A 23376-nucleotide genomic window follows, 5' to 3' on the forward strand; every position below is an offset into this window, starting at 1 on the left:
AACTTTAAAGGAGAGTGAACAAGGTGAAACGTTATTTATGCAGCATCATTATTGGAATGGTTGTCATCTTAAGCATCGGGACCTATTATGTCAAAGTAGCTTCCTCCGCTTCCAGCCTTCCAAAGTATACGTTCAAGACACTGGAAGGCAGCGATAAAGAGCTTGATCCGGTGATCATAAATGCTACGCTTCAAAATGGCGGTGCATTTTATGAACCATTAACAATTGAATCCAATACAACGACATATGCCAGCGAAAGGTCTTACTTGGAGAACTTAACTGGAAGACAAGATCATCTAATTGAAAGATTGGTAAAAGAACATCGTTCATTTATGCGTGGCAAGGATTCCATTAGTTCTTTATATGAAGACGATGATTTTCTTGCTTACGCATGGGTGAATAGCGAATATACAAAGAGCGGGAATATGGAAGCAAAGTTTGATATCGGTTTACTGGAAAAGAAAGATGAAGAGGAAACCTCTTTCCAAATTGAACTTCCGAATCAAGAGAGAATCATGAATATTGATGTCAGGGATGTGCAATTGGTCCATTCAAAAATTCAGGTTTTAACGATGATTGATGTGAATTCCAACAATGAGAAGCAGACAAAAGAGGTTCATCTGTATACGATCGATGTAGCCAATAAAAAAGTCTTGAGCGATAAAACCCTTGTATCTGAAACCTTTACTGACCCTAATCAAGTTGATTTTGAGATGCCAATCGATGTTGCCCCCTCACAGCCAAACAGCATGGTATTCATTTCGGTAAATAAAGGGGTAAATCATGAGGATGGCTTTAAGGAAAAACTAAAGGAAAGCAAGCTTTTATCTTATAATTATGAAACGGAAAAATTAGAAACGGTTAAAAAAGGACCACTTAGCCTGGACGTGGCTAGATCAGGATATGCAGACGGAAAAAACCTTTATGCAGTTGAAATGAAATCAGGTAAATATCGCATTAAAACATTTGACCTCAGCAGTCAAACATTAACGAGTGACACCGAGCTGGATATAGCTGCTAATAAAGAAGAGCAATATACCGCTGCCTTTAAGAACGGGCGTGTGTACTTCCTATTGAACGGAATGAATCAGGAAGGCTTATTTACATACCAGCCTGCCAAACTTCTGATTGCAGATATAAAGACTGGAAAGACTTTATATAAAGGTGAAACAGTCATAAATAAAAAGAACAGCAAAAGTTTTGAACTTTATATCGAAGACCTGGAAATAAAATAAGGACCTACTATAGCTAGAAGCTGTTAAATGAAAAAGGGATATCCTCCAATGGGATATCCCTTTTTTCATTTAAATGGAAGCCAAGTTCGTTCTGGCTGTACGTTCCTTCTTGCCGTGCAGGAAGTGGTAAAGGACGGAGGTCAAGATGACCACAACGCCCAAGATGACATAAAGTGTGCTGTAACCTGTTACCGGAATGATGAATCCCAGAATATAAGGGCCGAATCCAAGTCCTGCATCAAGCATGATAAAGAAGGTGGACGTTGCCATCCCCATTCGGTGAGGCGGTGTCAGTTTAACGGCAATCGCCTGAGAGCTTGATTGCATATTACCGAATCCAAGGCCAATGAGGAAACCAGCTGCCAGTAAAGTGAAACTATTGGTTGTCATGCTTAGAAGCAGCAAGCCGACTCCGAAAATAATGAAAGCCGGATACATAATGAAGTTCGATCCTTTCCGGTCCATCAATGGTCCTGAGAAAGGACGTGATATCAATACGGCTACTGCGTACACTACAAAGAAGAAGCTTGCCGTATTGACCAGATCGATTTCGATGGCATAGAAACTGATGAAAGAAAGGACACTGGAATAACAGAATGCCAATAACAGAGTGATGATTGAAATGGGCAGTGCCTTAGGTTCAATGAAATTGGAAAGCTTGAATCCTTTGCTTTCCGTAACTTTTGCCGTCACTTTCAATGCCGGGACATACAGGAAGAATGCTGTAATAAGGGAGATCACCCCTAATGCCAGGCAGAAGCTGAAAATGACTTGGAAGCTTGTATGTTGGGCCATATAAAGACCGATGAAAGGACCGATAGCCGTCGCAAGTGTTGCGCTCATGCTGTAATAGCCGATGCCTTCACCCTTTCGTGTCGGCGGAATGATCTGCGCGACGATCGTGCCTGTCGCAGTACTTGCCATCCCCATTGCCATCCCATGGATCAGGCGGTTAACAAGCAGGAAGCCGATTCCAAGGTCCACGAAATAAAGAATTGTTGTCAAAGTGAAAAAGATCAAACCTATGAATAACGTTTTCTTGCGGCCGATTGAATCAATGAAACGGCCAATGAACAGGCGTCCGATCAACGTCCCGATAATAAAAATTCCCGATATGAGTCCGGCTTCACTTGTAGAAGCATCCAATTCATTAACAGCATAGATGGCAAGTGTCACCATCAGTAAATAAAAGATTAATGTTATGAAAAAATTGATGGACGAAACGATGACAAAGTCCTTCGTCCACAGTCTGGTTCTGGATTGATCCATGTTATTATCTCCTTACTTTAAAATGTTATTTCTAATTTCGCCCATGATGCGTATGGCAGCGAGTTGTTCCTCTTCCGTGATCCCTTTCAAGATATCCTGTTCATATTGATCGATTGTCACGCGGACTTCGCTGTAGACCTTTTTGCCAAGCTCCGTAAGCCGCATCCTTTTCTCGCGTTTATCTTTGCTTGGCACATGCTCGACATACCCCAGCTCTTCCAAGCGGGCAATGGTCCTCGTAATCGTGGGTTTCTCCACGCTTTGGTAATTGGCAAGCTCTACAAGCGTCGCCGAACCATAATTGTTCAAGTAATACAAAATGGACCATTGCGCCCTGTGTAAATCATGCTTGTTCAGCTGGATATTAAGATTATTTTCAAACGGCCGGTACAGCAGCAATAATTGCTGAAAGAATTTTTGGAAAGTCTTTATCAGAAACACCTCTTATCAATATATAGTTATCATGAGTAATCGTTACCCTGAGTAACTATAATACCAAAATAAATCCATTATGTCCACTCGGATTTGTGTTGTTTGTTTAATCAGGTTTTTAGTTAAATGAATGGGAATATAGGAATAGGAGATGATGTGAAGCATGAATAAATCTATGATCGCGTTAATTGCCGCAGCAACAATGCTAACTGCTTGCAATAATGACAAAGCCAATGAAAATGAGGAAAAATCTGTCCAAACAACGAATGAAAATCAAACCGAAACTGAAAATGAACAACAAAAACAAGCCACGCAAACAGAAACTCAAACAAGTCCTAAACATGGGAAGTGGTCTTCTTTGCCCGAATATGACAAAATCATCGAGGAAATCGGCAATGAAGACTATACTTTCAATAAGGAAACGGATAACGATGGTAAACGGGTATTCCTTATTGAACTTAATGGTGAAAAACAATATAAATCTGTTTTCGTCAAAAATACCAACCGCCTGAAAATTATCAAAATAAATAGCGGCGGAGAGGTTTATGACGGAATCATAAAATAAGTGGACCTGCGCTTAAGCGTTGGTTTTGATGGAGGGGCGGGGAAATGGCTGCATTACCTCTCGTGGGGGGAGTGGTCGGTCCGGCAACAGGTTGATGAGATCGCCAGAAAGTTAAGGGGGAGAGGAGTTACCACCCTTTATGCCGACAAGCATCCTTTTGCCGGCGGGAAGGATCATTATGCCTTATATTTCGAGGATCCCGATCGGATGAAGGTCGAACTCGTGGCCCCTTAGCAATAGTTGGCATAGCTATAATGGCGGTTATGTCCATCCTTCCCTTTCTCAGGTTCGGGTTCTGGGTCAAGTGAAAAGGCCTCGATCAATATAAATGCACCGAAAACTTGGGTCCAGCTGCCTAGTAAAAGAATATGTTCTCCCAACCGTACTTTTTCATTTAAAATGAAAATATTTCCGACCGATTCCAAAAAAGAACCGGCTGCAATGAGTCCATTTCCCTTGATCTCAAAAGAACGTGAAATGGTCTCCTCAGTCAGCGATGCCCCGAATGTTTCAAAAGCGGCACCCAGGCCTTGGATTCCACTGCCGATTGCATCGGTCCTGGTGCCCTCTTCCACTGAACCACTCAACTGCATATCTATTCCAACTGCATTTGCGATATTGCCAATGGCCTCAAGCCAAGCACCGAAAATGAAATAGGTTTCCGAACGTTCATTTTCCGGGGTCAGCATTTTCGAACGTCCGATTGCTTGCAGCGAATTTCCAACGGCTTCAATGCCATTCCCTTTGAGGACGAGATCTTTTCCGAGGTCAGTGCTCGTTAAAGTTTGCCGGGTTTGCCCGATTGCACCTACAAGTGTGCCGATGCCGAGTAACCATGCTCCTGAAATAAGGAGGTCATCTCCATGAGTGATCATATCTCAAACGCTCCTTAAAAGTGGTTAGATTATATTATTCAGGATACAGTGTTTGTTTACATATTGCTTTATCACTTTAGGTCTGGTTGAAAATTACCCATATATTGGTATAATGGTAGCTGGAGGAGATGATTTTGACTTTTAAACATTTTTTGCAAATGATTATCGCAGCACTTTTCTTTATGGTTTTTACGTTTTGTACCTGGTATGAAGGAAGCGAAATTCTGGATAGACCTTGGGAATGGAAGCATTCCACGTATTTCACACACATAAATGATGAACAGGCGATAGAGGCAGATGATATTTCGAATTTTGATCATTTCGTGTATGCCGCAAAATTCAAACCGTTATTTCCACTTCTTATGATCCTAGCCGCATCGTACATCATCATACTTTTGGGATATATCCTGTTCAAAAGAAGGATTAAAAAAATGGCCCTATTCTTGTTGGGATTTGGAGTCCTTTTTCTGTTTTCAAGCGGTTATGTATCCAATTCCCCGACTGTTGGAGGAAATGTCTTTCAAGCATTTTTTCTTATAGGCGGAATGATAGCGATAATGGCTGCAGCCCTCTATTATTATCGGATGCCAAGAGGATTCAATACGTTCATGAAGTAAGCAAAGCTGCTGATGACGCAGCTTTTTTTTGCAAATTGTTGACACAAAATAACGAAAAATAATAGTCATTTTCGCTAAATTCTTAGATTGAACTTCACTGTAATGTAGTTTATAGTTAAGTCGAAATTTAGTAGACCAGTTGCTATAATACCGGCGATGAACCCCTATCGATTGGATAAACCAGTGATTGAAGAATAAAGCGAAAAGGTGATAATATGTCAGGCAAAATCAAAATTGAACAGCCAAAGATCCCCCAAGACTTAACACAAGCGAACTTTCAGGAAATATATTATCAAGATGAGCCTTATCTTGAGTCCTGTATCATAACCAACTGCACGATCGATAGAGAAAAAATGGACAAAATCGTTTTATCACAGGTTGTTTTTAAAAATGTGACATTCAGTGATGTATCATTCAGGAATATCGAGCTGACGGATGTCATCTTTGATCATTGCGATTTAACGAATGCCGATTTCATGGGCGGCTCTATTCATCGTGTGGAATTCAAAGAGTCCAAACTTTTAGGCATTAACCTTTCTGACGCAAGCTTAGGGAATGTCCTCTTTGAGAATTGCAACCTGAATTTAAGTGCCTTTGGTTATTCCAGTTTAAAGCAAGTGAGATTCGATCATTGCTCATTGGAAAGTGCTGATTATTATGAGTGTAAATTAATTAAAGTGAAGTTCGAAACATGCAGATTAAATGAAGTGAACTTTTCCCGGACACCGCTCAAGGGAATTGATATTAGCAGTTCTGCCTTTCAAAGGATTACCGTATCCCCGGAAGATTTAAAAGGATGCGAAGTTTCCCCGGACCAAGCGATAGTCTTTGCAGCCATGCTTGGACTGAAAATTAAAGAGTGAACCTTTCAATAAGGCTGAAGCGAGGGGCCGCCGAATTTGGCGGTCCTTTTTGAGTTATTTGTGGTGAATATAGGTAGAGTGAATAAAATGATATGTATTGAAAAGTACGGAATCTTTGCACAAATGCAGTATTGCTTTACAATATTTGTTAAGTGGAAGGGGGATTGAATGTTGATTATCAATAAGGTCACTTTGTATGGTCATGCCTGGAATGAAATGAGGAATTTTTATGTTGATGTGTTAGGATTTGAGTTACTATCAAGTACGGATGATGCTTTTGAAATTAAGGCAGGGGAAAGTGTGCTTGAAATCAAAAAATATCATCACAAAGATAAGCCCTTTTACCATTTTGCCATGAACATTCCGACCAATTTATTTATTTCGGCAAAAGCATGGGCGAAATCAAAAGTGGAATTGACCAGGGAAGAGGATGATGACGAAGTTTATTTCAGCTTTTTAGACGCACAGTCTTTTTATTTTTTAGACCCTTCAGGCAACATTGTCGAGTTCATATCGAGATATTCCGTATCACCCGAATCTGCGGCCGAGTCTTTTTCAGCTCAAAACGTCCTGTGCATCAGTGAAATAAACATTACGACAGATGAAGTCAGGGCTTTGGGGAATCGGTTGATCAGCAATGGTGTGCCAGTAAGGAATGGTGAAGCGATAAGAGAAGATGGATTGAATTTCATGGGTGAACATGAAGCAGGTTCGTTTTTACTTTTAGGTCCAAGGAAACGGCGTTGGATTTTCTCGGATAAAGAGTCGGAAACCTTTCCACTTTCGCTAGTCATAAATCAACATCTATATATTTCATTGGATGGCGAAGGATTTATGGAAATGAAAAAGGTGGAATGATGTAGATTTATATTTTGGCAATAAAGTAGAAGCAGGGCTGCCTTTCATTGTGTATATATAAACCAGCATTTATTCTCTTTAATGATGCCAGTCCTCCAAATGTTGATTAGCTGTATATAACTTAATAAATTCACTGAAATTATCAATATAGAAAGCTACATAACCACAATTTTGGCATACAGATGCTTTAGGGTTGCAGAAACACAATTGAAAAGTCCTTTCTTTTGGCTAATCTTAATTCCATTCATTTCGCCTAGTACATTTACTTTGCATTCATCTATCATTTCAGTTTGGCACTGATTACAAATTCTTTTCATTAAAAAACACTCCTTTTTCATTTGAAAATTACTTAAACAGGAATACCACAATTCGATTTATTTTAACATAAATATCCAAAAGTCATTATGAAATTTTGAATTACATAACCCAAGGAGCAAAGCCATGAAAAAAAGAAGTTTATTGATAGTGATGGGCGTGATCGTTTTTGGGATCATTGCCTCGATAGCATTGGTTTCTCAAACCAAAAAGAAAGAGGTCGCCGGTAAGAGGGCATTTCCCCAGCATACAGTCTATCAAGCGGGGACGATAAAACCTGACAATCCGTCACAGGAGGAAATGGATGCTGCCGTGGCGACTTTTTATGAAACCTGGAAAGATAACTATCTTAAGCAGCCTGCCGATAAAAATGATGAATATTATATTTTTTACAATGATAAAGGATATGCTGAGCCCAAGAATGCAGTGACCGTTTCTGAAGCGCATGGTTATGGGATGATGATAACGGCAATCATGGCAGGCAGCGAGGACAAGAGGTACTTTGATGGGCTTTATCGTTTTTATAAAGCGCATGGAAGTGATAATGACCCTACATTAATGGCATGGCAGCAAGTAAAGGATAAATCGGGTAAAATCATCAATACGCCAGGGGATGCCGATTCAGCAACTGATGGCGATATGGATATCGCCTATTCATTATTATTGGCTCACCGCCAGTGGGGAAGTGAAGGGGGAATCGACTATCTTGCGAGTGCAAAGGACATCTTGGATGCGATCATGTCGAATGAAATAAATCGGTCGCAGTCCCTTGTTAAACTAGGGGACTGGGCGGAAGATGAAGATGACGTCTACGGACAATCGACTCGCTCCTCTGACCTTCTTCTCAATCATTTTAAGACATTTGAAGCGGCGACTGGTAATGATGAATGGATAGATGTAAGAGATAAGGCGTATAAGGTCATTCAATCTATTTATAAGGAGAAAAGCGGCAATACGGGGCTCATCCCGGACTTCATTGTACAATCCAAGGGAGAATATCACCCGGCAGAATCGGACTTTTTAGAAGGGGGGAATGACGGCAATTATAGCTGGAACAGCAGCAGGACCCCATGGCGCTATACGCTCGATTACTTACTGACTGGTGATGAAAGAGCGCTGCCGCAATTAAAGAAGATGAATGATTGGATTAAAGCGGAAACGCATGGCTACCCTGAAAATATCCAATCCGGTTATACGCTAAGCGGAAAAGCCGTGGAAGAAGGGAATAGTACAAGCTTCGTCGCTCCATTCATGGTGAGTGCCATGGTGGATTCCTCCAATCAGCAATGGATTAATCGCTTATGGAACCGGACGATACAGGAACAAGATGATGATGACTATTTTGCCAATACGATAAAATTACAGACAATGATCGTGGCTTCAGGTAACTGGTGGGCGCCATGATTCAATGGAAGAAACCAATTAAAGATGAAAAGGAGTTTGATGAGGATGATGAAGGTCACACCTTTCTTGATGTTCGAAGGTAATGGGAGGAAGCGATGAATTATTACACATCTTTAATCGAAGGATCGAAAAAATAACCAGCATTGTTCGGTATGGTGCAAATGAATCAGGTACAGAGGGAAGTGTCAAGCAGGCTACCTTTACCTTGAAGGATCAGGAATTCATGTGCATCGATAGCAATGTTAAGCATCAATTTACATTTACACCATCGTTTTCAATTTTCCTTACATGTGATAGTGAAGAGGAAATCGACAGGCTTTATTCGAGCTTAACTGATGGCGGACAAGTGATGATGCCATTGGGTGACTATTTCTTTAGTAAGAAGTTCGGCTGGGTATCCGATAAGTTTGGTGTTTCCTGGCAGCTTACTCTCCCAATATGAATGAAATGGAAAGTCCACTGGATAGTGGCTTTTTTCAGTTTGTTGACCAAAGGGGGTCCGTAAGTGACACCCCGAACCATGAGGAGCGGACGGATCGAAAAAAGTGCGTTAACAACGAAAAAACATAAACAAGACCTGGTTGTAACTATATGATTTCCACTCCAGGCACTCGCTTTCCGCGGGCGGTCCGGGAGCCTCCTCGGCGCTCTTTGCACCTGCGGGGTCTCCCTTGGACACGTTTTCCCCGCAGGAGTCTCGCACCTTCCGTTCCAATCAACTGGAATGTTTTTTTAAGAAAAAACTGTAGGCTGGCCTCAGCCTGAACCTTGATTATGTTTTTTAGTGTATTATGAATCCACCCACTAGATTGAAGAAATTTGCGACACTCCTGCCGAATAACTGGATAGCCAAGACCCCACAGCCGCTTGCGGTGAGGAGGCTTGGCAGACAGTCGGCGGAAAGGGAGCGGATTTCTGAAATCAACTGAATATTTTTTCAGACTATAGAGGCATCATATCCGGGCAAGAGTTAGATACTTTTAGGATAAACCGTTTGTGCTGTGAAGGAATTAATTATATATTAATCCTTGAGTACATTAATTCATGGATTAAAGTATGATGATAAGAAAAGCCCGGAGGAGACAATCATGAAAAATATCAATACAGAACAAGAATATCGTGAACAAATCAACCAAGAGGGACTGACGGTCGGGATTTTTACGACTACATGGTGCCCGGACTGCAAACGTTTAGACATGTTCATCGATGAGATCACTCAAGAACATCAAGACAAACAGTGGTTTACAATCGATCGTGACGAGTTCCCTGAGATTTCCGAAGAGCAAACGGTAATGGGAATTCCATCACTTTTAGTATTTAAAAATGGGGAAAAGGTTGCGCACCTGCACAGTGCAAATGCTAAAACTCCAGAGGCGGTCAATGAATTTTTAAAAGACCTATAAAAGAAAAGGTGAACCCCATGGTGCTGTAATGAGGGGTTCATCTTTTTTTTAGAAATTTTTTCTGGAAATGACTTGATTTCTAAAGTGAAACGGGTTTTAATTATAGATACCGAATATCCATTATGGATATGTGATATCCACATACATACTGAAAGAGGTGAAATGATTTGCAATTAACAAAAGGGGTCGAGCAAGCTATATGCATCATCGTTATACTCTCTACCCAGGATAAAAATGTCCCCCTTTCTTCAAATGAGATCAGCAGGCGATTAGAGGTGTCTCCTTCTTATTTGAAAAAGATCATAAGGAAATTGGTCGTTAAGCAGATAATCACTTCCGTTCCTGGTAATAACGGCGGCCTTACTCTTGCCAAAAGTGTAGATAAGATTAAAAACCTTGAAATTATTGAGGCGATGGAAGGTCCCATTTCGATGTTTCCGGATACAGGACTTATAGAAAAAGCGTTTAAAGATGGAGAGTATGCAGAGAAGGGAATGGACGTCCTTCGTCGGATGTTTTCTCGGGCAGATCAACTTTTAATAGAGTTCTTTTCCAGCCAAACTGTGGCAGATTTGCTTAAAGAAAGCTTTGGCACCACGGACATACCGACCCTTAATTGGAATACCGCGTCATTGAGTGATGTACTGCGTGAAAAGAAAGGTGAAAAGAAGTGAATATGCTTAAACAAGAATGGAAGCTTTTCCTTACGAATCGAAAATTGGTCGGTGTCGCAATCGTTTTACTGTTCGTCCCGATTATTTATGGGGGGTTATTCCTTAGCTCCGCTTGGAATCCATACGGAAATACAGGTAAATTGCCTGTTGCAGTCGTGAATAAGGATGTAAAGGCGGAATATGAGGGGAAAACCTTAACAGTCGGTAATGAGCTAGTCGAGCAATTAAAGGACAATGATGATTTAGAATGGCATTTCGTAACGGAAAAAGCGGCGAAAAAAGGGTTCGATGATGGTACATATTATATGGTCGTCACCATTCCGGAGGACTTTTCAAAAAATGCTTCTACCGTCATGGATGATGATCCTAAAAAAATGAATCTGACGTATGATGTGAATCCTGGACGCAGTTTCGTTTCTGAAACGGTCGGGAAACAGGCAACGAATAATTTGAAAACGGAAATTGCCGAAAGTGTCACAAAAGAATATGCGGAAGCGATCTTCTCCCAACTGGATGAAATCGGAGAAGGATTCGGCGATGCGGCAGATGGGGCATCCAAGCTGGATGACGGTGCAAAAAAACTGCATGATGGAAACAAAGAAGTGACGGGAAATCTGAATAAGTTAGCTTCGAGCACATTAACCTTTAAAGATGGAGCGAATAAACTCCAAGTGGGCGTTGGCGAGTTTTTGGAAGGAGCCAACAAGCTTGAAAGTGGCGCGTCGGAATTGAATAAGGGTATTTCACAATATACCTCCGGTGTCGGTCAGTTGCAAAAGGGTGCGAACGAACTCGCATCAGGCACAGGGGAATTAACTAATAATAGTGAAGCACTTATAGAAGGTTCTTCCCAGCTTTCCACTGGGCTGGCCAAAGTGGTTCCAGGAGCGCAAACTTTGAATTCTGGATTGGCACAAGCGCAAACAGGCAGTGCGAATTTGAATGATGGGTTAAATCAATTATCACAAAATGCAAGCCAGCTGACGGATCAATCGACAGGAATTCCAAAATTGGCAGCAGGTCAGCAGAGTTTAAATGAGGGAATCAATAAACTGGCAGGAGGAAGCCAGGCGCTAAATGACGGCCTGAAAAAAATGGATGGCCAATTGCCCGGAGAAGAACAGCTGAATCAGCTTAAGCAAGGACTGACAAGCATTCAAAGCGGTGTAAATCAATTGCAAGAAGCGGTTCCAGCAGGAAGCAGCGCGTCCGGTACCGTATCCGGCATTACCGAAGCCCTCAATAACAGTCAAGCGGCGTTAACGGAACTTCAATCAACGATTGCGAATAATGGTCAGAGCACGATCAGTGCCGTTCAAAACACGGAAGCCTTCAAAAGCATGACCAGTGAACAGCAATCAGAAGTAATCGGAGCCATTCAAAATGAACTTCAAAGCCAAGCGGAGGCACAAAAACGAATTGCATCGGCTCTTGCTGCAAGTGTATCAGACTTATCAACGCAATTAACGGATAAGGTAATGCCTGTATTGAATGGATTAGGGCAGCTTCCGGAACAAGTGGCCCATTTAAATAATGCGGTGAATAAAGTCAATCCAAACGCCGTTTCAGCGTTAAACGGATATACGTCAATAAGGAACGCACTGGAAGAACAATTGATTCCTGGTGCGACCCAATTAAATGGCGGCTTGAATGAAGCTGTAGAAGGCAGCGATCAATTAACGGCGGCAACGCAAAGTTTAAATGAACGGACACCAGAATTAGTGAAGGGGATCAACCAGTTAGCACAAGGCGGTTCCTCGTTGAATAATGGCCTTTCAAAACTAACTGAGGGATCTGGTCAATTGGTTGATGGAGTTTCACAACTGCAAGCAGGTTCATCCTCCTTTGGGAGTGGTCTTGAGAAGTACGCATTTGGTGTTAGCCAAGTTGGCGAAGGGGCAAGCAAACTTGCTAATGGGGCCAATCAACTGGATGCCAACTCAGCGGCCTTGAACGAGGGCTCATCAGCACTTGTTAAAGGAACTGAACAATTGGCAGGCAATCTGCCTACTTTGAGCAATGGGGTCATCCAGCTTGCTGATGGCGCGGGTAAGATCAATGAAGGTTCATCAGCACTTGCTGAAGGTTCCGGTAAATTGGGTGAGGGAATCTCCTCACTTCAAGATGGAACGGTCGAGCTTTCGGAAAAACTCAGTGATGGTGCAAAAGAAATTAGTGAAAATAAAACAACCGATGATAATTACAGCATGATTGCTGAACCGACACAGGTCAAAGAACAAAAAAGCAGTGACGTGCCGAATTATGGTCATGCACTGGCTCCTTATGTCTTGTCTCTAGGGTTATTTGTTGGAGCCATTGCCTTCAATATGGGATTCCCGACAGGCTTGCCTTCTACTAGGCCTACATCAGGAGTGGCATGGTGGTTCAGTAAATTTACGGTCCTATTCATCCAAGCGACGCTTTCTGCATTAGTTTTGGATGCGATCATGATCTGGGGAATGGATTTACAGGTAGAGAACATGGGGCAATTCATTGGGGTTTCCATACTGACTTCCCTTACGTTCATGTTCATCGTTACCTTCTTGACCGTAGGATTTGGAAATCCAGGTCGTTTATTGGCGATGATATTCCTTGTATTACAGCTAGGTGCAAGCGGAGGAATGTTCCCTGTGGAACTGACAAATAACTTCTTCAGTCATGTTCACCCGTTCATTCCGATGACATACTCTGTCATGGGCTTCCGCCAGGCGATGAGTACGAGCCTTGGGGCGGATGCATTGACAGCAAGTATAGTGTTCCTTACTGGATGCATCATTGTCTTTAATCTGCTGCTATTGCTAACGATGGTCATCAAGAAGCGCAAAGCACATAATATTGAGATGAATGCATAAACAAAAACCCCCGGTGCAATGCGCCGGGGGTTTTCTCATTATGATGGTTCAGTCGTGTCCTTTTCTTTTTCGATGACTTTCAAGCCATTTTCCCCTGAATTTTCAATCACATGTTTAAGAATGGATAATTTGTTATCCCAGAATTGATCGTAAAAAGAAAGCCACTGTTTCAATTCCGCTAAAGGTTCCGGCTGAAGCCGGAAGCGTTTCTCTCTTCCTACCTTCCGGCCACTGACCAATTCTGCTTCAGAAAGGATATGAAGATGCTTGGCAATCGCCGTACGGCTCATGGAAAAGTGAGAAGTGATTTCTGAAATGGGTAAATCCCCTTCAGCAAGCAATTGCAGGACCTTTCGGCGGGTTGGGTCGGCGATAGCCTGGAATACATCATGTTTTTCTGATGCAGACACTTAGCCCTCAACAGCCTTTTTAAGACCTTGATTAACGATTTGTTCCCAGCCATGATTCATTCTATCGCGAATCACTGAGCTTTTTTCGTTCGGTTTCGTAAGAATCGTATCAGGCTCTTTCCAGCCGCCATGAATAAGGGTGAACTCCGTCTTGCCATCCACTTCTTTTAAAAGGAAGGAAATGAACCAACCGTCCGTATCCCAACTGAATGAAAGGCGATGAGGAGCATCTAACTCCGTTACCTTACAAGGAGATGGGCCGAAGGGTGATTGCACATGGAACTCATGTCCCACTTTCGGTTGAAAATCATTTGGCATGAACCATGAAGCTATGCCCTCTGCAGTGGAAACTGTATCCCAAACTTTTTGGATAGGTGCTTCAAGAATAACCGTCTTCTTGATATCCTGTAATGTATTTTCCATACTGATTCTCCTTTGTAAGTGATAATATGAAACCAATTGGTTTTGCTTTGTCGATTATATAAAACCTTTTGGTTTCATGTCAATAATTTGTTTCAAGCGATTCCTTTTTATTCATTGCAGAAGGCTTAATTTCCCAACTCTTCGATTTGTTTTGCCAATCCCGTTATATTATCGATTGATTTCATTATCTCTGAATCTTCCAATGCCTTAGGATCAATTTGGCCCTTTTCAATATTATTCAGATATAATTCAATTCCATCTGAAAGCTGTTGATTTGAACTGACGATCTTCTCATGGATGCCTTCAGCGATTTTGGGTGGTTCAGTTGCATTGAATTCTTCAATCTCCGTTTTCATCAATTCCAGTTCTTTTTCAAGATTTGCCCTTGTTTCTGCATTCGTGATGGCGTCCTGTGACATGGCGGGAACCTCATTGGCAAAATCCTGAACGGTATTTACATACTCCGTCGCATCATCTGCATACTCCAATGATGAATTGACTTCTTCTAATGCTGAACATCCGCTTAATGTAAGGATGGACAGCAGAGCAATGGTCATTATTTTTTTCATATGTGCCTCCAATGTGATTTTTTTATAGTAAGGATCAGATGGGCAGAAATCTTTTTTTATAAATCGCTGCAATGGAATTCAGTATGAAGCTGGGAATCTTCTTCGGAAAAAATGACTTCGAATAGAATAGGTGAAAAGCACTTTTCAAGTCGTGCCACTGATTGCAGGATTTCACTTGCTTAAATCTTGCAACGTCAATGATCTTCACCTTTTTTTCAGAAGTGATGAAGATGTTTCGTAAGTGGATATCCGAAGGATTCAATCCTTCTTTCCTTGCCAATTGCAGCGCAAGGTCTATCTCCGCAATGTTTTCTTCCGTTATCGGGATCCCCAATGTTAAACATTCAAAAAGAGTGTTCCCTTCAATGTGATCTATAACCAGGTAATTTACCCCCGAATCATATAGGGTTGGATAGTATTCGATGGATTGGACGGTTTTGTATATTTCAGCTTCAACTTTAGCTGTATGGGTATGATCCGGGAAAAAGACTTTTAGCGCTTTATTGGTGGAATGTATTCGGAAAACATATGCGCTTCGGCCTTTTCCAATCAGTGATAAAGATGGATCGGCATCGAGCAATACATGCTTTTTATCATCGGAAATCTTAACGCTTTGAGCTAATTCATTATAGTTCTGCATACTTTTCACCTCTATTGTGCAATTTTTCGAATCAAAAAAGACGGTATAACCGATTATTGGTTATACCGTCTTAAATTAAAAGACCTCACCAAATAATCGGCAAGGTCTTGCAAACAACTAAAATCAGTTGCCAATAAAGCCGAGGATTCAATCCTGTACTGACGACTTTATTGTATAGCTACTCCCCTTAACAGAAGGATTCTTATAAGTTATATACAGTAATTATATAGGTTATTGCCTCGATCCGTCAAATATAAGGATCGCGTGCCTACCCTTTATATATATTCGATATAGGCAGAAAGATGCTCGTCTCATTAGCAATAATTCACGTGAAAAGTAATTATATCAATATACTTAATAGTCATCATTTGCTTGTCGCATAAGCTTCATTGCAATTATTTCTATATAATTACTTAAATGTCTATTAGTTTACCATTATGTTACAAACGATTTTATCTCCCTATAGATCTAAAGGAATATGTTATATTTTAAGTGAATGAGCATATTTACCTATATCATCATACTAATTTTAACCGATATTTAAATAAATGTTAAAAATATAATTCTTTAGTAGGGAGAATGAGATGAAGAAATTAATTATACCAACTTTCTGTTTTGCAGTGTTGTCTACAGTTGCTTTCGAAGAAAAAATATCTGCAGCTCCACTACATGCCGAACAGGTCAATATTGAGGACGTCATGTTTGTGCAGGTGAATTCCGGATCGCTCAATATGAGAAAAACCGGAGCGGAAGGTGCCAGCATAGTCGCAAAGCTGGCAAATGGCACACAGGTGAGGGTGTATTCGGAATCCAAAGGCTGGGCGAAAATCAAGGCCAATGGAAAAGAAGGATATGTCAGTACCAAGTATTTATCGGCAACGAAGCCAGGGACTTTAACGAAAACTGCAGTAACCATTAAAACGACAACAAAATATGTGAATGTGAGCACAGGTTCACTTAATATGCGAAAAAGCGGGAGTGATAGTGCCAGCATAGTCGCAAAGCTGACAAGAGGCACACAGGTAACGGTCTATTCGGAATCCAAAGGCTGGGCGAAAATCAAAGCCAATGGAAAGGATGGATATGTCAGCACGAAATATCTATCGGCAACGAAGCCTGGAACAGTGAGCAAAGCTGAGGCAACGGTTAAAACAACAACGAAATATGTGAATGTGAGCACGGGATCACTCAATATGCGAAAAAGTGGAAAAGCTACCGCAAGCATAGTTGCCATCCTTTCAAAAGGGACGAAAGTGACGGTGTACTCGGAATCCAATGGCTGGACGAAAATCAAAGCCAATGGAAAGGATGGATATGTCAACACCAAATATCTGTCTGCTTCAAAGCCGGGATCGGGATCAACGGCAGCCACACCTGTAAAAACGACAACGAAATATGTAAACGTGAGCACGGGATCACTCAATATGCGAAAAAGTGGAAAGGCTACCGCAAGCATTGTCGCCACCCTTTCAAAAGGGACGAAAGTGACGGTGTACTCGGAATCCAATGGCTGGGCGAAAATCAAAGCCAATGGAAAGGATGGATATGTAAGCACGAAATATCTATCTGCTACAAAGCCAGGAACGGGATCAACGGCAGTCACGCCAGAAAAAACGACGACGAAATATGTAAACGTGAGCTCTGGATCACTCAATATGCGAAAAAGTGGAAAAGCTACCGCAAGCATTGTCGCCATCCTTTCAAAAGGAACGAAAGTGACGGTGTACTCGGAATCCAATGGCTGGGCGAAAATCAAAGCCAATGGAAAGGATGGATATGTAAGCACGAAATATCTATCTGCTACAAAGCCAGGAACGGGATCAACGGCAGTCACGCCAGAAAAAACGACGACGAAATATGTAAACGTGAGCTCTGGAACGCTCAATATGAGAAAAAGCGGATCGGAAAGCGCGAGTATAGTCGCAAAGCTGTCAAAAGGAACGAAAGTGACGGTGTATTCGGAATCCAAAGGCTGGGCAAAGATCAAAGCCAATGGAAAAGACGGCCATGTCAGTACCAAATATCTATCGACAACAAAACCAGGAACGGGATCAACGGCAGTCACGCCAGAAAAAACGACGACGAAATATGTAAACGTGAGCTCTGGAACGCTCAATATGAGAAAAAGCGGGTCGGAAAGCGCGAGCATAGTAGCAAAGCTGTCAAAAGGAACGGAAGTGACGGTCTATTCGGAATCCAAAGGCTGGGCGAAAATCAAGGCAAATGGGAAGGATGGGTATGTCAGTACTGACTACCTCTCAACGACAAAGCCTGGAACGGGCTCCAAACCATCCATACCTGAAATAACGACAACCAAATATGTAAATGTCAGCTCGGGTTCGCTGAATATGCGGAATAAGCCGTCGGATAGTGCTTCCGTCATTGTGAAATTGGCAAGGGGTGTAGAGGTAGAAGTCATCTCGGAATCAAATGGCTGGTCAAAAATTAAAGCGTATGGCGGAGAAGGTTATGTCAGTACGAAATATCTATCAGCAACGAAGCCAGGTTCTGTACCGGGACTGAATCCAGATGGAGAAGTAAATACATTGGTTAAATATGTAAGTGTAAGTGATGGCTCGAGTCTGAATATGCGTTCAGCAGCATCGGCTTCCGCTTCAATTATAGCCAAGCTTGTAAATAATACGACCGTAACGGTGTATTCAGAGTCTAATGGCTGGTCAAGAGTCACGGCCAATGGAAAAACCGGATATGTCAGTACGCAATATTTAACGGCCAAAGCACCGGAAGGTCCGGGAAGCTCGAATGGATCGATAATCAGGATCGATAAAGAGTATAATCTTACGATGGAAAAGATGGTTGAAATTCAAATGGCCGTAAACGGTCAGACGGATAAGAAGTATAAAACCTACATACGCGAAGATGGATTAACTTTAATCAATTCAACAAAAGGTACCGTTAAAGGAACCGGATGGCGTGTCAGGGGCGGAGCTGGATCGAATTATTGGGCAGTCGGCCCTGTAAGCAATTATCAATCATTGACCATTAAATCAAAAGTAAGGGGCTCTGACGGATATTATTGGTATGAGGTGGACTATAACAAGACATGGGTAAATGCCAGTCCGGAAGATATGGAATATAATCTTAACCCAAATAATTTCGTGAATGATCCAGTCCATTCATTCCAATTCGTCAAGCTCTCCCAAGTCACCAACATGAACGTTTCTGAAGTGAATGATAGAATCCTTTCAGGCAAAGGGATACTACAAGGCAAAGCGGCAACCTTCACTGCGGCAGGGGAAAAATACGGGGTCAATGAAATCTACCTGATTTCACATGCTTTGCTGGAGACCGGGAATGGCACTTCTCCATTAGCGACTGGCGTAAAGGTGAACGGGAAAACGGTCTATAATATGTATGGAGTCGGGGCGTTTGACGGAACGGCGCTAAGCAGCGGCGCTCAATACGCCTATAATGCGGGCTGGTTCACCCCGGAAGCGGCCATCATAGGCGGTGCTGAATTCATCGCCAAAGGATATATCTCTGCTGGGCAGGACACGCTTTATAAAATGAGGTGGAATCCTACAGCTGCAGAGAAATATGGATATGCATCACACCAGTATGCGACTGATATTGGCTGGGCAACAAAACAAGTGAAACAGATTTATAATTTATATAGTTTATTAGATTCATATAAATTGACGATTGAGGTTCCTAAGTATAAATAAGGAAATGGAAAAAAACACATGAGTCCGGCTCATGTGTTTTTTTTGCTACTCAGTTTTATCCTTTTCCAGAATCCCCTTGACGACATCCTCGATCGTCACCACTCCCAACGCCTTTTCCAAGGCAAGTTCAGCAACGGAAAAGATGGGTTCTATTGTATCTTGTATATTTCTTCCAACGGTGCATGCTGGATTAGGATTTTCATGAATTCCAAATAATTCTTTATCGGAGACAATGTTGACAGCGTGATAAACATCGAGCAAAGTGATATCCGACAATTCCTTGGCCAATGTCGCTCCGGCGATACCCGGCCGAACATTCACTAAACCTGCATTCTTCAGCATGCCAGTGATTTTTCTGATTAAGGCTGGGTTGGTGTTTACACTTTTTGCAATAAAATCGGAAGTGTTAACGCCTTCTTTGTTTATTTCTAAAAGAGATAATATATGGATTCCTACGGAAAAGCGGGTACTGATGGACATCTCTTTTTTCTCTCCTTTAAATCTCTATTCCTATATAGTATAAATTATTTAACATGTAATTCAAGTGGTTACAAGCTATAATGGCCTGCAAGAATAATATTTATCCATTAACCGTTTCCTTGTCAAGTCACGCCGTTGCTGCAAAGGCAAAAATAAAAGGTATGTGTAATTGACAAACAAGCATGGTGAAACTTATATTATAACGTGTAAATGAATCAGTTACAGGTGAAAGGTAACAGGAAAGGGGGAACTGAAATCGGCCGCCATGGCTGGATAAGGAATCGACACAACTACAAGTGATGGAGGTATATGATGGCTAATAAAAAAAAGGGTAATCAAAAACAATCTTCTGCATTCACGTTTTGGATCATCGGATTAATCGCAGTAATCATTATTGGCTTTATATTTTTAGCAAATGGGAAAAAAGACGAAGATACAGCCGTTAATGAAATCGATTATAAATCACAACCATATTTGGGAGAAAAATCGGCTCCTGTCCAAATAGTGGAATTTGGGGACTATAAATGTCCAGTCTGTAAGACATTCGAGAAGCAATTCTTCCCTTCTATACAAAGTGAATTGATTGATACAGGAAAAGCGCAATTTTATTTCATGAATTATTCGTTCATTAATGTCGATTCAACCAGATCCGCTAAATTCGCGGAAAGTGTTTATCAGGAATTAGGCAATGAGACCTTTTGGGAATTTCATGAGCTTTTGTTCGATAAGCAGCCAGCTGACTTGAAATATGAAAAGGAAGATGTCTTTACGGACAAATTCTTGGAAGAAACATTGAAAGAAATCGCAAATGAGAAAGATGTGAAAAAAGTCGTTACCTCTTTTAAAGCCAAAAAGTCCGAGGACCAGTGGAACAAGGATATGGAGTTGGCCGATGAATTGGGCGTTACTGGAACACCTTCCTTATTTGTCAATGGCAAGAAGTTTGAAGGAAATACAATCGATGATTTAGTGAAAATGGTTGATGATGCAGCGAAGGAGAAATAGTGATGAACAAGCCTCTATTATTTTCTTGGATCCTGTCCATCATCGCCACTGCCGGAAGTCTCTACTTTAGTGAGATTCTACATTATGTACCCTGCACCTTTTGTTGGTACCAAAGGATCTTGATGTACCCGCTCGTCATCTTATTGGGCCGGGCATTTTATGAACAGGACCTGAAAATCTATCGATACATCCTCCCATTATCGATTTTGGGCATGGCGGTGTCAGGGTATCACTATAGTCTGCAAAAAATTCCAGCACTACAGCATTTCGAAATGTGCCAAAGCGGTGTTCCCTGCTCAGGTGAGTATATAAATTGGCTAGGATTCATCACGATCCCGTTTTTGTCATTCATTGCCTTTACGCTCATCACAATCTGCATGGCACTGCTAATGAAAAAGAAAACCAGCATGTAATGAAGCGCACCATTCTAAAAGGAATGGTGCGTTTTTATTTATATCGGATGAAAATATCGATGAAACTGCGGATATATCATCAAAAATCGGATTAATCGACGAAAAACAGCAATATATCAGCGAAAATCAGGATATATCTCCGAAAATTGCAATATATAGACGAAGCAGCGGATATATCAGCGAAAATCGGACTATATCGACGAAAAACAGCAATATATCAGCGAAAATCGAATTATATCTCCGAAACAGCGGATATATCTCCGAAACACCTCTAAATAAAAAAGTTGACAAATCATTAACCTGTAACTTATATTATTACATGTAAGTAAATTAGTTACAATTAATATTTCAAAAACAATATATAGGAGGAATGTAAAATGAAAATCGGTATTATTGGTGCGAGCGGAAAAGCTGGAAGTCTGATTTTAAAGGAAGCATTGACTAGGGGACATGAAGTTACGGCCATTGTCAGGGATGAAGCTAGAGTCCAAATTCAAGGAGCTTCCGTATTGGAAAAAGACGTATTCGATCTGAAAGCAGAAGATATTAAAGAATTCGATGTTGTAGTGAATGCATTTGGCGCTGCTCCGGGGAAAGAACATCTGCATGTGGACGCAGGAAAAATCTTGATTGAAGCAATGAAAGGCGCTCCACAAACGAAACTGATCGTTGTTGGCGGAGCTGGAAGCCTTTTTGTTGACGAAGCAAAAACAATTCGTGTCCTGGATACGCCTGAGTTTCCTAAAGAATACTTTGCAACAGCGTTTAATCAATCCAAGAACCTTGGAGATCTGCAAAACGCCACTGACATACAATGGACCTTCATCAGCCCTTCCGCCTTCTTTGATCCGCAAGGAAATAGAACAGGCGGGTATAAACTGGGTAAAGACAACCTTCTTGTAAACTCGAAGGGCGAAAGCTATGTAAGTTATGCCGATTTTGCCCTAGCAGTACTTGATGAAATTGAAAATCCGCAGCACATCAACCAGCGCTTTACCGTTGTTGCCGAAGCTGAATGATTTAGTGACGTCTCTCCTCTGGGGTGACGTTTTTTTTACGATAGTAACTTCTGAATCGACGCAGACTCGCCAAGTAAGACCGTTGATGTATATTTCATCGCTGATGAGGATCAAAGAGCCGACGGTGGGCACCGATAGGGAAGAAGCCGAGCGGAAATTGAAGAAGGTGAGATGATCAATAATTGATAAGTCTTTTGATCTATGAGCTGTAAGTAAGGAAATAAGGCCTTTTCCTTAAAAATCGGGGAAAGGCCTTAAATATTTTGGTTGCGTTTACAAATGAAGGAATTTTTTCTGTTAATATATTTACAAAAAGAGAGTCTATGTTACTATAAAAAGGATGATTCAGAAAAAAATGGGTTGTTTTGTTGATTTATCCTAATATGAAGGAGTTACAAAGAATGAAAAAAGTTAAAAAGGCCATTATACCTGCAGCGGGATTGGGAACCAGATTCTTGCCCGCAACGAAGGCTATGCCTAAAGAAATGCTGCCAATAGTCGATAAACCAACTATACAATATATTATAGAAGAAGCCGTGAAAGCGGGAATTGAAGATATAATCATTGTCACAGGAAAGAACAAACGAGCGATAGAGGATCATTTTGATAATGCGTACGAACTAGAGAATAACTTAAGTGAAAAAGGGAAATTCGATTTATTAGAGAAGGTGCGATACCCATCCAATTTGGCTAATATCCATTACATTAGGCAAAAAGAACCGCGAGGCCTCGGACATGCTGTTTGGTGTGCACGTAACTTTATTGGTGATGAGCCATTTGCCGTCCTTTTAGGCGATGATATCGTGGAAAGCGATGTGCCCTCCTTGCGTCAATTGATCAACGAATATGATGCGACAGGTTCGTCCATCATTGGTGTGCAGCCGGTGAATGAGAGCGAAACACATAGATATGGCATCATCGACCCGCTTACGCAAGATGGCAGGAGATACGAAGTGAACCGTTTCGTCGAAAAACCAAAACAAGGAACGGCACCATCCAACTTAGCCATAATGGGAAGATACATACTGACTCCGGAAATATTCGATTTCCTGGCCAAGCAGGAAACAGGGGCTGGCGGTGAAATCCAGTTAACGGATGCCATCCAAAAACTGAATGAAATCCAAAGTGTCTTCGCTTATGATTTTGAAGGGAAACGCTATGATGTCGGGGTTGTCGATGGCTTTGTGAAAACGACAATTGAATTTGCCCTGCAACGTCCCGATTTAAGAGACGACATTTTAAAAGTAATGGAAAATATCCTCGAAATGCACAAGGCAGTGGATAAGTGATCTTTTAATTTAATAGAGTAATTAGTTTAGAAAAAATCTCCAACTATTGATCATTCATAGTTGTTATTTTTGGTTACTGA

The 23376-nt window shown here is 41.4% G+C and carries 22 protein-coding genes and 2 pseudogenes; 16 read left to right on the forward strand and 8 right to left on the reverse strand.

Going from position 1 to position 23376, the window contains the following annotated elements:
• Window positions 1-23 precede the first annotated feature (23 nt).
• On the forward strand, window positions 24-1235 hold the full coding sequence (locus tag A6755_RS04600; RefSeq protein WP_063589898.1) for a hypothetical protein: 1212 nt from the start codon (window positions 24-26) through the stop codon (window positions 1233-1235).
• A gap of 69 nt (window positions 1236-1304) precedes the next feature.
• Here the strand turns inward: A6755_RS04600 and A6755_RS04605 are convergent, their stop codons facing one another.
• Together A6755_RS04605 and A6755_RS04610 are read right to left on the reverse strand one after the other, a co-directional pair.
• Window positions 1305-2504, reverse strand: a complete 1200-nt coding sequence (locus A6755_RS04605) for an MFS transporter (protein ID WP_063589899.1) — start codon at window positions 2502-2504, stop codon at window positions 1305-1307.
• Window positions 2505-2516: 12 nt separating this feature from the next.
• On the reverse strand, window positions 2517-2936 hold the full coding sequence (locus A6755_RS04610; RefSeq protein WP_034311740.1) for a MarR family winged helix-turn-helix transcriptional regulator: 420 nt from the start codon (window positions 2934-2936) through the stop codon (window positions 2517-2519).
• A gap of 163 nt (window positions 2937-3099) precedes the next feature.
• Between A6755_RS04610 and A6755_RS04615 the strand changes: the two genes are divergently transcribed.
• Window positions 3100-3501 carry a hypothetical protein gene (locus A6755_RS04615; RefSeq protein WP_063589900.1) on the forward strand — a complete coding sequence of 134 codons (402 nt, stop codon included), beginning with the start codon at window positions 3100-3102 and terminating at the stop codon, window positions 3499-3501.
• A 75-nt stretch (window positions 3502-3576) separates the two neighbouring features.
• A pseudogene (locus A6755_RS27490) lies at window positions 3577-3735 on the forward strand (VOC family protein); the annotation flags it as partial.
• Here A6755_RS27490 and A6755_RS04625 read toward each other — a convergent pair.
• Window positions 3732-4376 (reverse strand): DUF6944 family repetitive protein, encoded by a 645-nt coding sequence (locus A6755_RS04625; RefSeq protein ID WP_063589902.1) that lies wholly within the window; start codon window positions 4374-4376, stop codon window positions 3732-3734. The pseudogene A6755_RS27490 and the gene A6755_RS04625 overlap by 4 nt on opposite strands.
• 134 nt (window positions 4377-4510) lie before the next feature.
• On the opposite strand from A6755_RS04625, the gene A6755_RS04630 reads away from it, so the two are divergent.
• The 8 genes and pseudogenes from A6755_RS04630 (at window position 4511) to A6755_RS04665 (ending at window position 13362) form a co-directional block, all read left to right on the forward strand.
• Window positions 4511-4993, forward strand: coding sequence for a DUF4306 domain-containing protein (locus A6755_RS04630; protein WP_174878694.1), 483 nt, complete (start codon window positions 4511-4513; stop codon window positions 4991-4993).
• A 215-nt stretch (window positions 4994-5208) separates the two neighbouring features.
• Window positions 5209-5856 carry a pentapeptide repeat-containing protein gene (locus tag A6755_RS04635; RefSeq protein WP_084737416.1) on the forward strand — a complete coding sequence of 216 codons (648 nt, stop codon included), beginning with the start codon at window positions 5209-5211 and terminating at the stop codon, window positions 5854-5856.
• Between the two features lie 168 nt (window positions 5857-6024).
• A complete protein-coding gene (locus A6755_RS04640; RefSeq protein WP_244889632.1) occupies window positions 6025-6714 on the forward strand; it encodes a VOC family protein in 690 nt (229 codons plus the stop codon).
• A gap of 441 nt (window positions 6715-7155) precedes the next feature.
• On the forward strand, window positions 7156-8433 hold the full coding sequence (locus tag A6755_RS04645) for a family 8 glycosyl hydrolase (protein ID WP_063589904.1): 1278 nt from the start codon (window positions 7156-7158) through the stop codon (window positions 8431-8433).
• Between the two features lie 45 nt (window positions 8434-8478).
• Window positions 8479-8875, forward strand: a pseudogene (locus A6755_RS04650) (VOC family protein).
• Between the two features lie 598 nt (window positions 8876-9473).
• Entirely contained in the window at window positions 9474-9836 is a 363-nt protein-coding gene (locus A6755_RS04655) for a thioredoxin family protein (protein WP_371748549.1), read from the forward strand.
• A 167-nt stretch (window positions 9837-10003) separates the two neighbouring features.
• Window positions 10004-10510, forward strand: coding sequence for an RrF2 family transcriptional regulator (locus tag A6755_RS04660; RefSeq protein WP_034310735.1), 507 nt, complete (start codon window positions 10004-10006; stop codon window positions 10508-10510).
• 2 nt (window positions 10511-10512) lie between these two features.
• A complete protein-coding gene (locus tag A6755_RS04665) occupies window positions 10513-13362 on the forward strand; it encodes a YhgE/Pip domain-containing protein (protein ID WP_063592431.1) in 2850 nt (949 codons plus the stop codon).
• A 38-nt stretch (window positions 13363-13400) separates the two neighbouring features.
• Here the strand turns inward: A6755_RS04665 and A6755_RS04670 are convergent, their stop codons facing one another.
• The 4 genes from A6755_RS04670 to A6755_RS04685 form a co-directional block, all read right to left on the reverse strand.
• A complete protein-coding gene (locus tag A6755_RS04670; RefSeq protein ID WP_063589905.1) occupies window positions 13401-13772 on the reverse strand; it encodes an ArsR/SmtB family transcription factor in 372 nt (123 codons plus the stop codon).
• Window positions 13773-14201 (reverse strand): SRPBCC family protein, encoded by a 429-nt coding sequence (locus A6755_RS04675; RefSeq protein WP_095391274.1) that lies wholly within the window; start codon window positions 14199-14201, stop codon window positions 13773-13775.
• A 119-nt stretch (window positions 14202-14320) separates the two neighbouring features.
• Window positions 14321-14764, reverse strand: coding sequence for a DUF6376 family protein (locus tag A6755_RS04680; protein ID WP_034310742.1), 444 nt, complete (start codon window positions 14762-14764; stop codon window positions 14321-14323).
• A 34-nt stretch (window positions 14765-14798) separates the two neighbouring features.
• Complete coding sequence (locus A6755_RS04685) at window positions 14799-15404, reverse strand: protein kinase family protein (protein ID WP_034310746.1); 606 nt, start codon at window positions 15402-15404, stop codon at window positions 14799-14801.
• Between the two features lie 584 nt (window positions 15405-15988).
• Between A6755_RS04685 and A6755_RS04690 the strand changes: the two genes are divergently transcribed.
• Entirely contained in the window at window positions 15989-19090 is a 3102-nt protein-coding gene (locus A6755_RS04690) for an SH3 domain-containing protein (RefSeq protein WP_063589906.1), read from the forward strand.
• A gap of 45 nt (window positions 19091-19135) precedes the next feature.
• Here A6755_RS04690 and A6755_RS04695 read toward each other — a convergent pair whose 3' ends face one another.
• Window positions 19136-19570 (reverse strand): Rrf2 family transcriptional regulator, encoded by a 435-nt coding sequence (locus tag A6755_RS04695; protein WP_034310751.1) that lies wholly within the window; start codon window positions 19568-19570, stop codon window positions 19136-19138.
• 312 nt (window positions 19571-19882) lie between these two features.
• Between A6755_RS04695 and A6755_RS04700 the strand changes: the two genes are divergently transcribed.
• The 4 genes from A6755_RS04700 (at window position 19883) to galU (ending at window position 23296) form a co-directional block, all read left to right on the forward strand.
• Window positions 19883-20575: a DsbA family protein gene (locus A6755_RS04700; RefSeq protein WP_034310754.1), complete on the forward strand. Its 693-nt coding sequence runs from the start codon at window positions 19883-19885 to the stop codon at window positions 20573-20575.
• A 2-nt stretch (window positions 20576-20577) separates the two neighbouring features.
• On the forward strand, window positions 20578-20988 hold the full coding sequence (locus A6755_RS04705; RefSeq protein ID WP_034310756.1) for a disulfide oxidoreductase: 411 nt from the start codon (window positions 20578-20580) through the stop codon (window positions 20986-20988).
• Between the two features lie 377 nt (window positions 20989-21365).
• Entirely contained in the window at window positions 21366-22007 is a 642-nt protein-coding gene (locus A6755_RS04710) for an NAD(P)-dependent oxidoreductase (protein WP_063589907.1), read from the forward strand.
• Between the two features lie 401 nt (window positions 22008-22408).
• Entirely contained in the window at window positions 22409-23296 is an 888-nt protein-coding gene (galU, locus tag A6755_RS04715) for a UTP--glucose-1-phosphate uridylyltransferase GalU (RefSeq protein ID WP_034310766.1), read from the forward strand.
• The last annotated feature ends 80 nt before the right edge of the window (window positions 23297-23376 follow it).

The organism is Peribacillus frigoritolerans, assembly GCF_001636405.1.
Lineage (GTDB): Bacteria > Bacillota > Bacilli > Bacillales > DSM-1321 > Peribacillus > Peribacillus frigoritolerans.

Coding starts and splice junctions, on each gene's coding strand:
- A6755_RS04605 (WP_063589899.1), bottom strand. CDS start 2,504: ATGGATCAATCCAGAACCAGACTGTGGACGAAGGACTTTGTCATCGTT.
- A6755_RS04705 (WP_034310756.1), top strand. CDS start 20,578: ATGAACAAGCCTCTATTATTTTCTTGGATCCTGTCCATCATCGCCACT.
- A6755_RS04700 (WP_034310754.1), top strand. CDS start 19,883: ATGGCTAATAAAAAAAAGGGTAATCAAAAACAATCTTCTGCATTCACG.
- A6755_RS04625 (WP_063589902.1), bottom strand. CDS start 4,376: ATGATCACTCATGGAGATGACCTCCTTATTTCAGGAGCATGGTTACTC.
- A6755_RS04695 (WP_034310751.1), bottom strand. CDS start 19,570: ATGTCCATCAGTACCCGCTTTTCCGTAGGAATCCATATATTATCTCTT.
- A6755_RS04710 (WP_063589907.1), top strand. CDS start 21,366: ATGAAAATCGGTATTATTGGTGCGAGCGGAAAAGCTGGAAGTCTGATT.
- A6755_RS04635 (WP_084737416.1), top strand. CDS start 5,209: ATGTCAGGCAAAATCAAAATTGAACAGCCAAAGATCCCCCAAGACTTA.
- A6755_RS04690 (WP_063589906.1), top strand. CDS start 15,989: ATGAAGAAATTAATTATACCAACTTTCTGTTTTGCAGTGTTGTCTACA.
- galU (WP_034310766.1), top strand. CDS start 22,409: ATGAAAAAAGTTAAAAAGGCCATTATACCTGCAGCGGGATTGGGAACC.
- A6755_RS04615 (WP_063589900.1), top strand. CDS start 3,100: ATGAATAAATCTATGATCGCGTTAATTGCCGCAGCAACAATGCTAACT.
- A6755_RS04680 (WP_034310742.1), bottom strand. CDS start 14,764: ATGAAAAAAATAATGACCATTGCTCTGCTGTCCATCCTTACATTAAGC.
- A6755_RS04645 (WP_063589904.1), top strand. CDS start 7,156: ATGAAAAAAAGAAGTTTATTGATAGTGATGGGCGTGATCGTTTTTGGG.
- A6755_RS04665 (WP_063592431.1), top strand. CDS start 10,513: ATGCTTAAACAAGAATGGAAGCTTTTCCTTACGAATCGAAAATTGGTC.
- A6755_RS04685 (WP_034310746.1), bottom strand. CDS start 15,404: ATGCAGAACTATAATGAATTAGCTCAAAGCGTTAAGATTTCCGATGAT.
- A6755_RS04640 (WP_244889632.1), top strand. CDS start 6,025: ATGTTGATTATCAATAAGGTCACTTTGTATGGTCATGCCTGGAATGAA.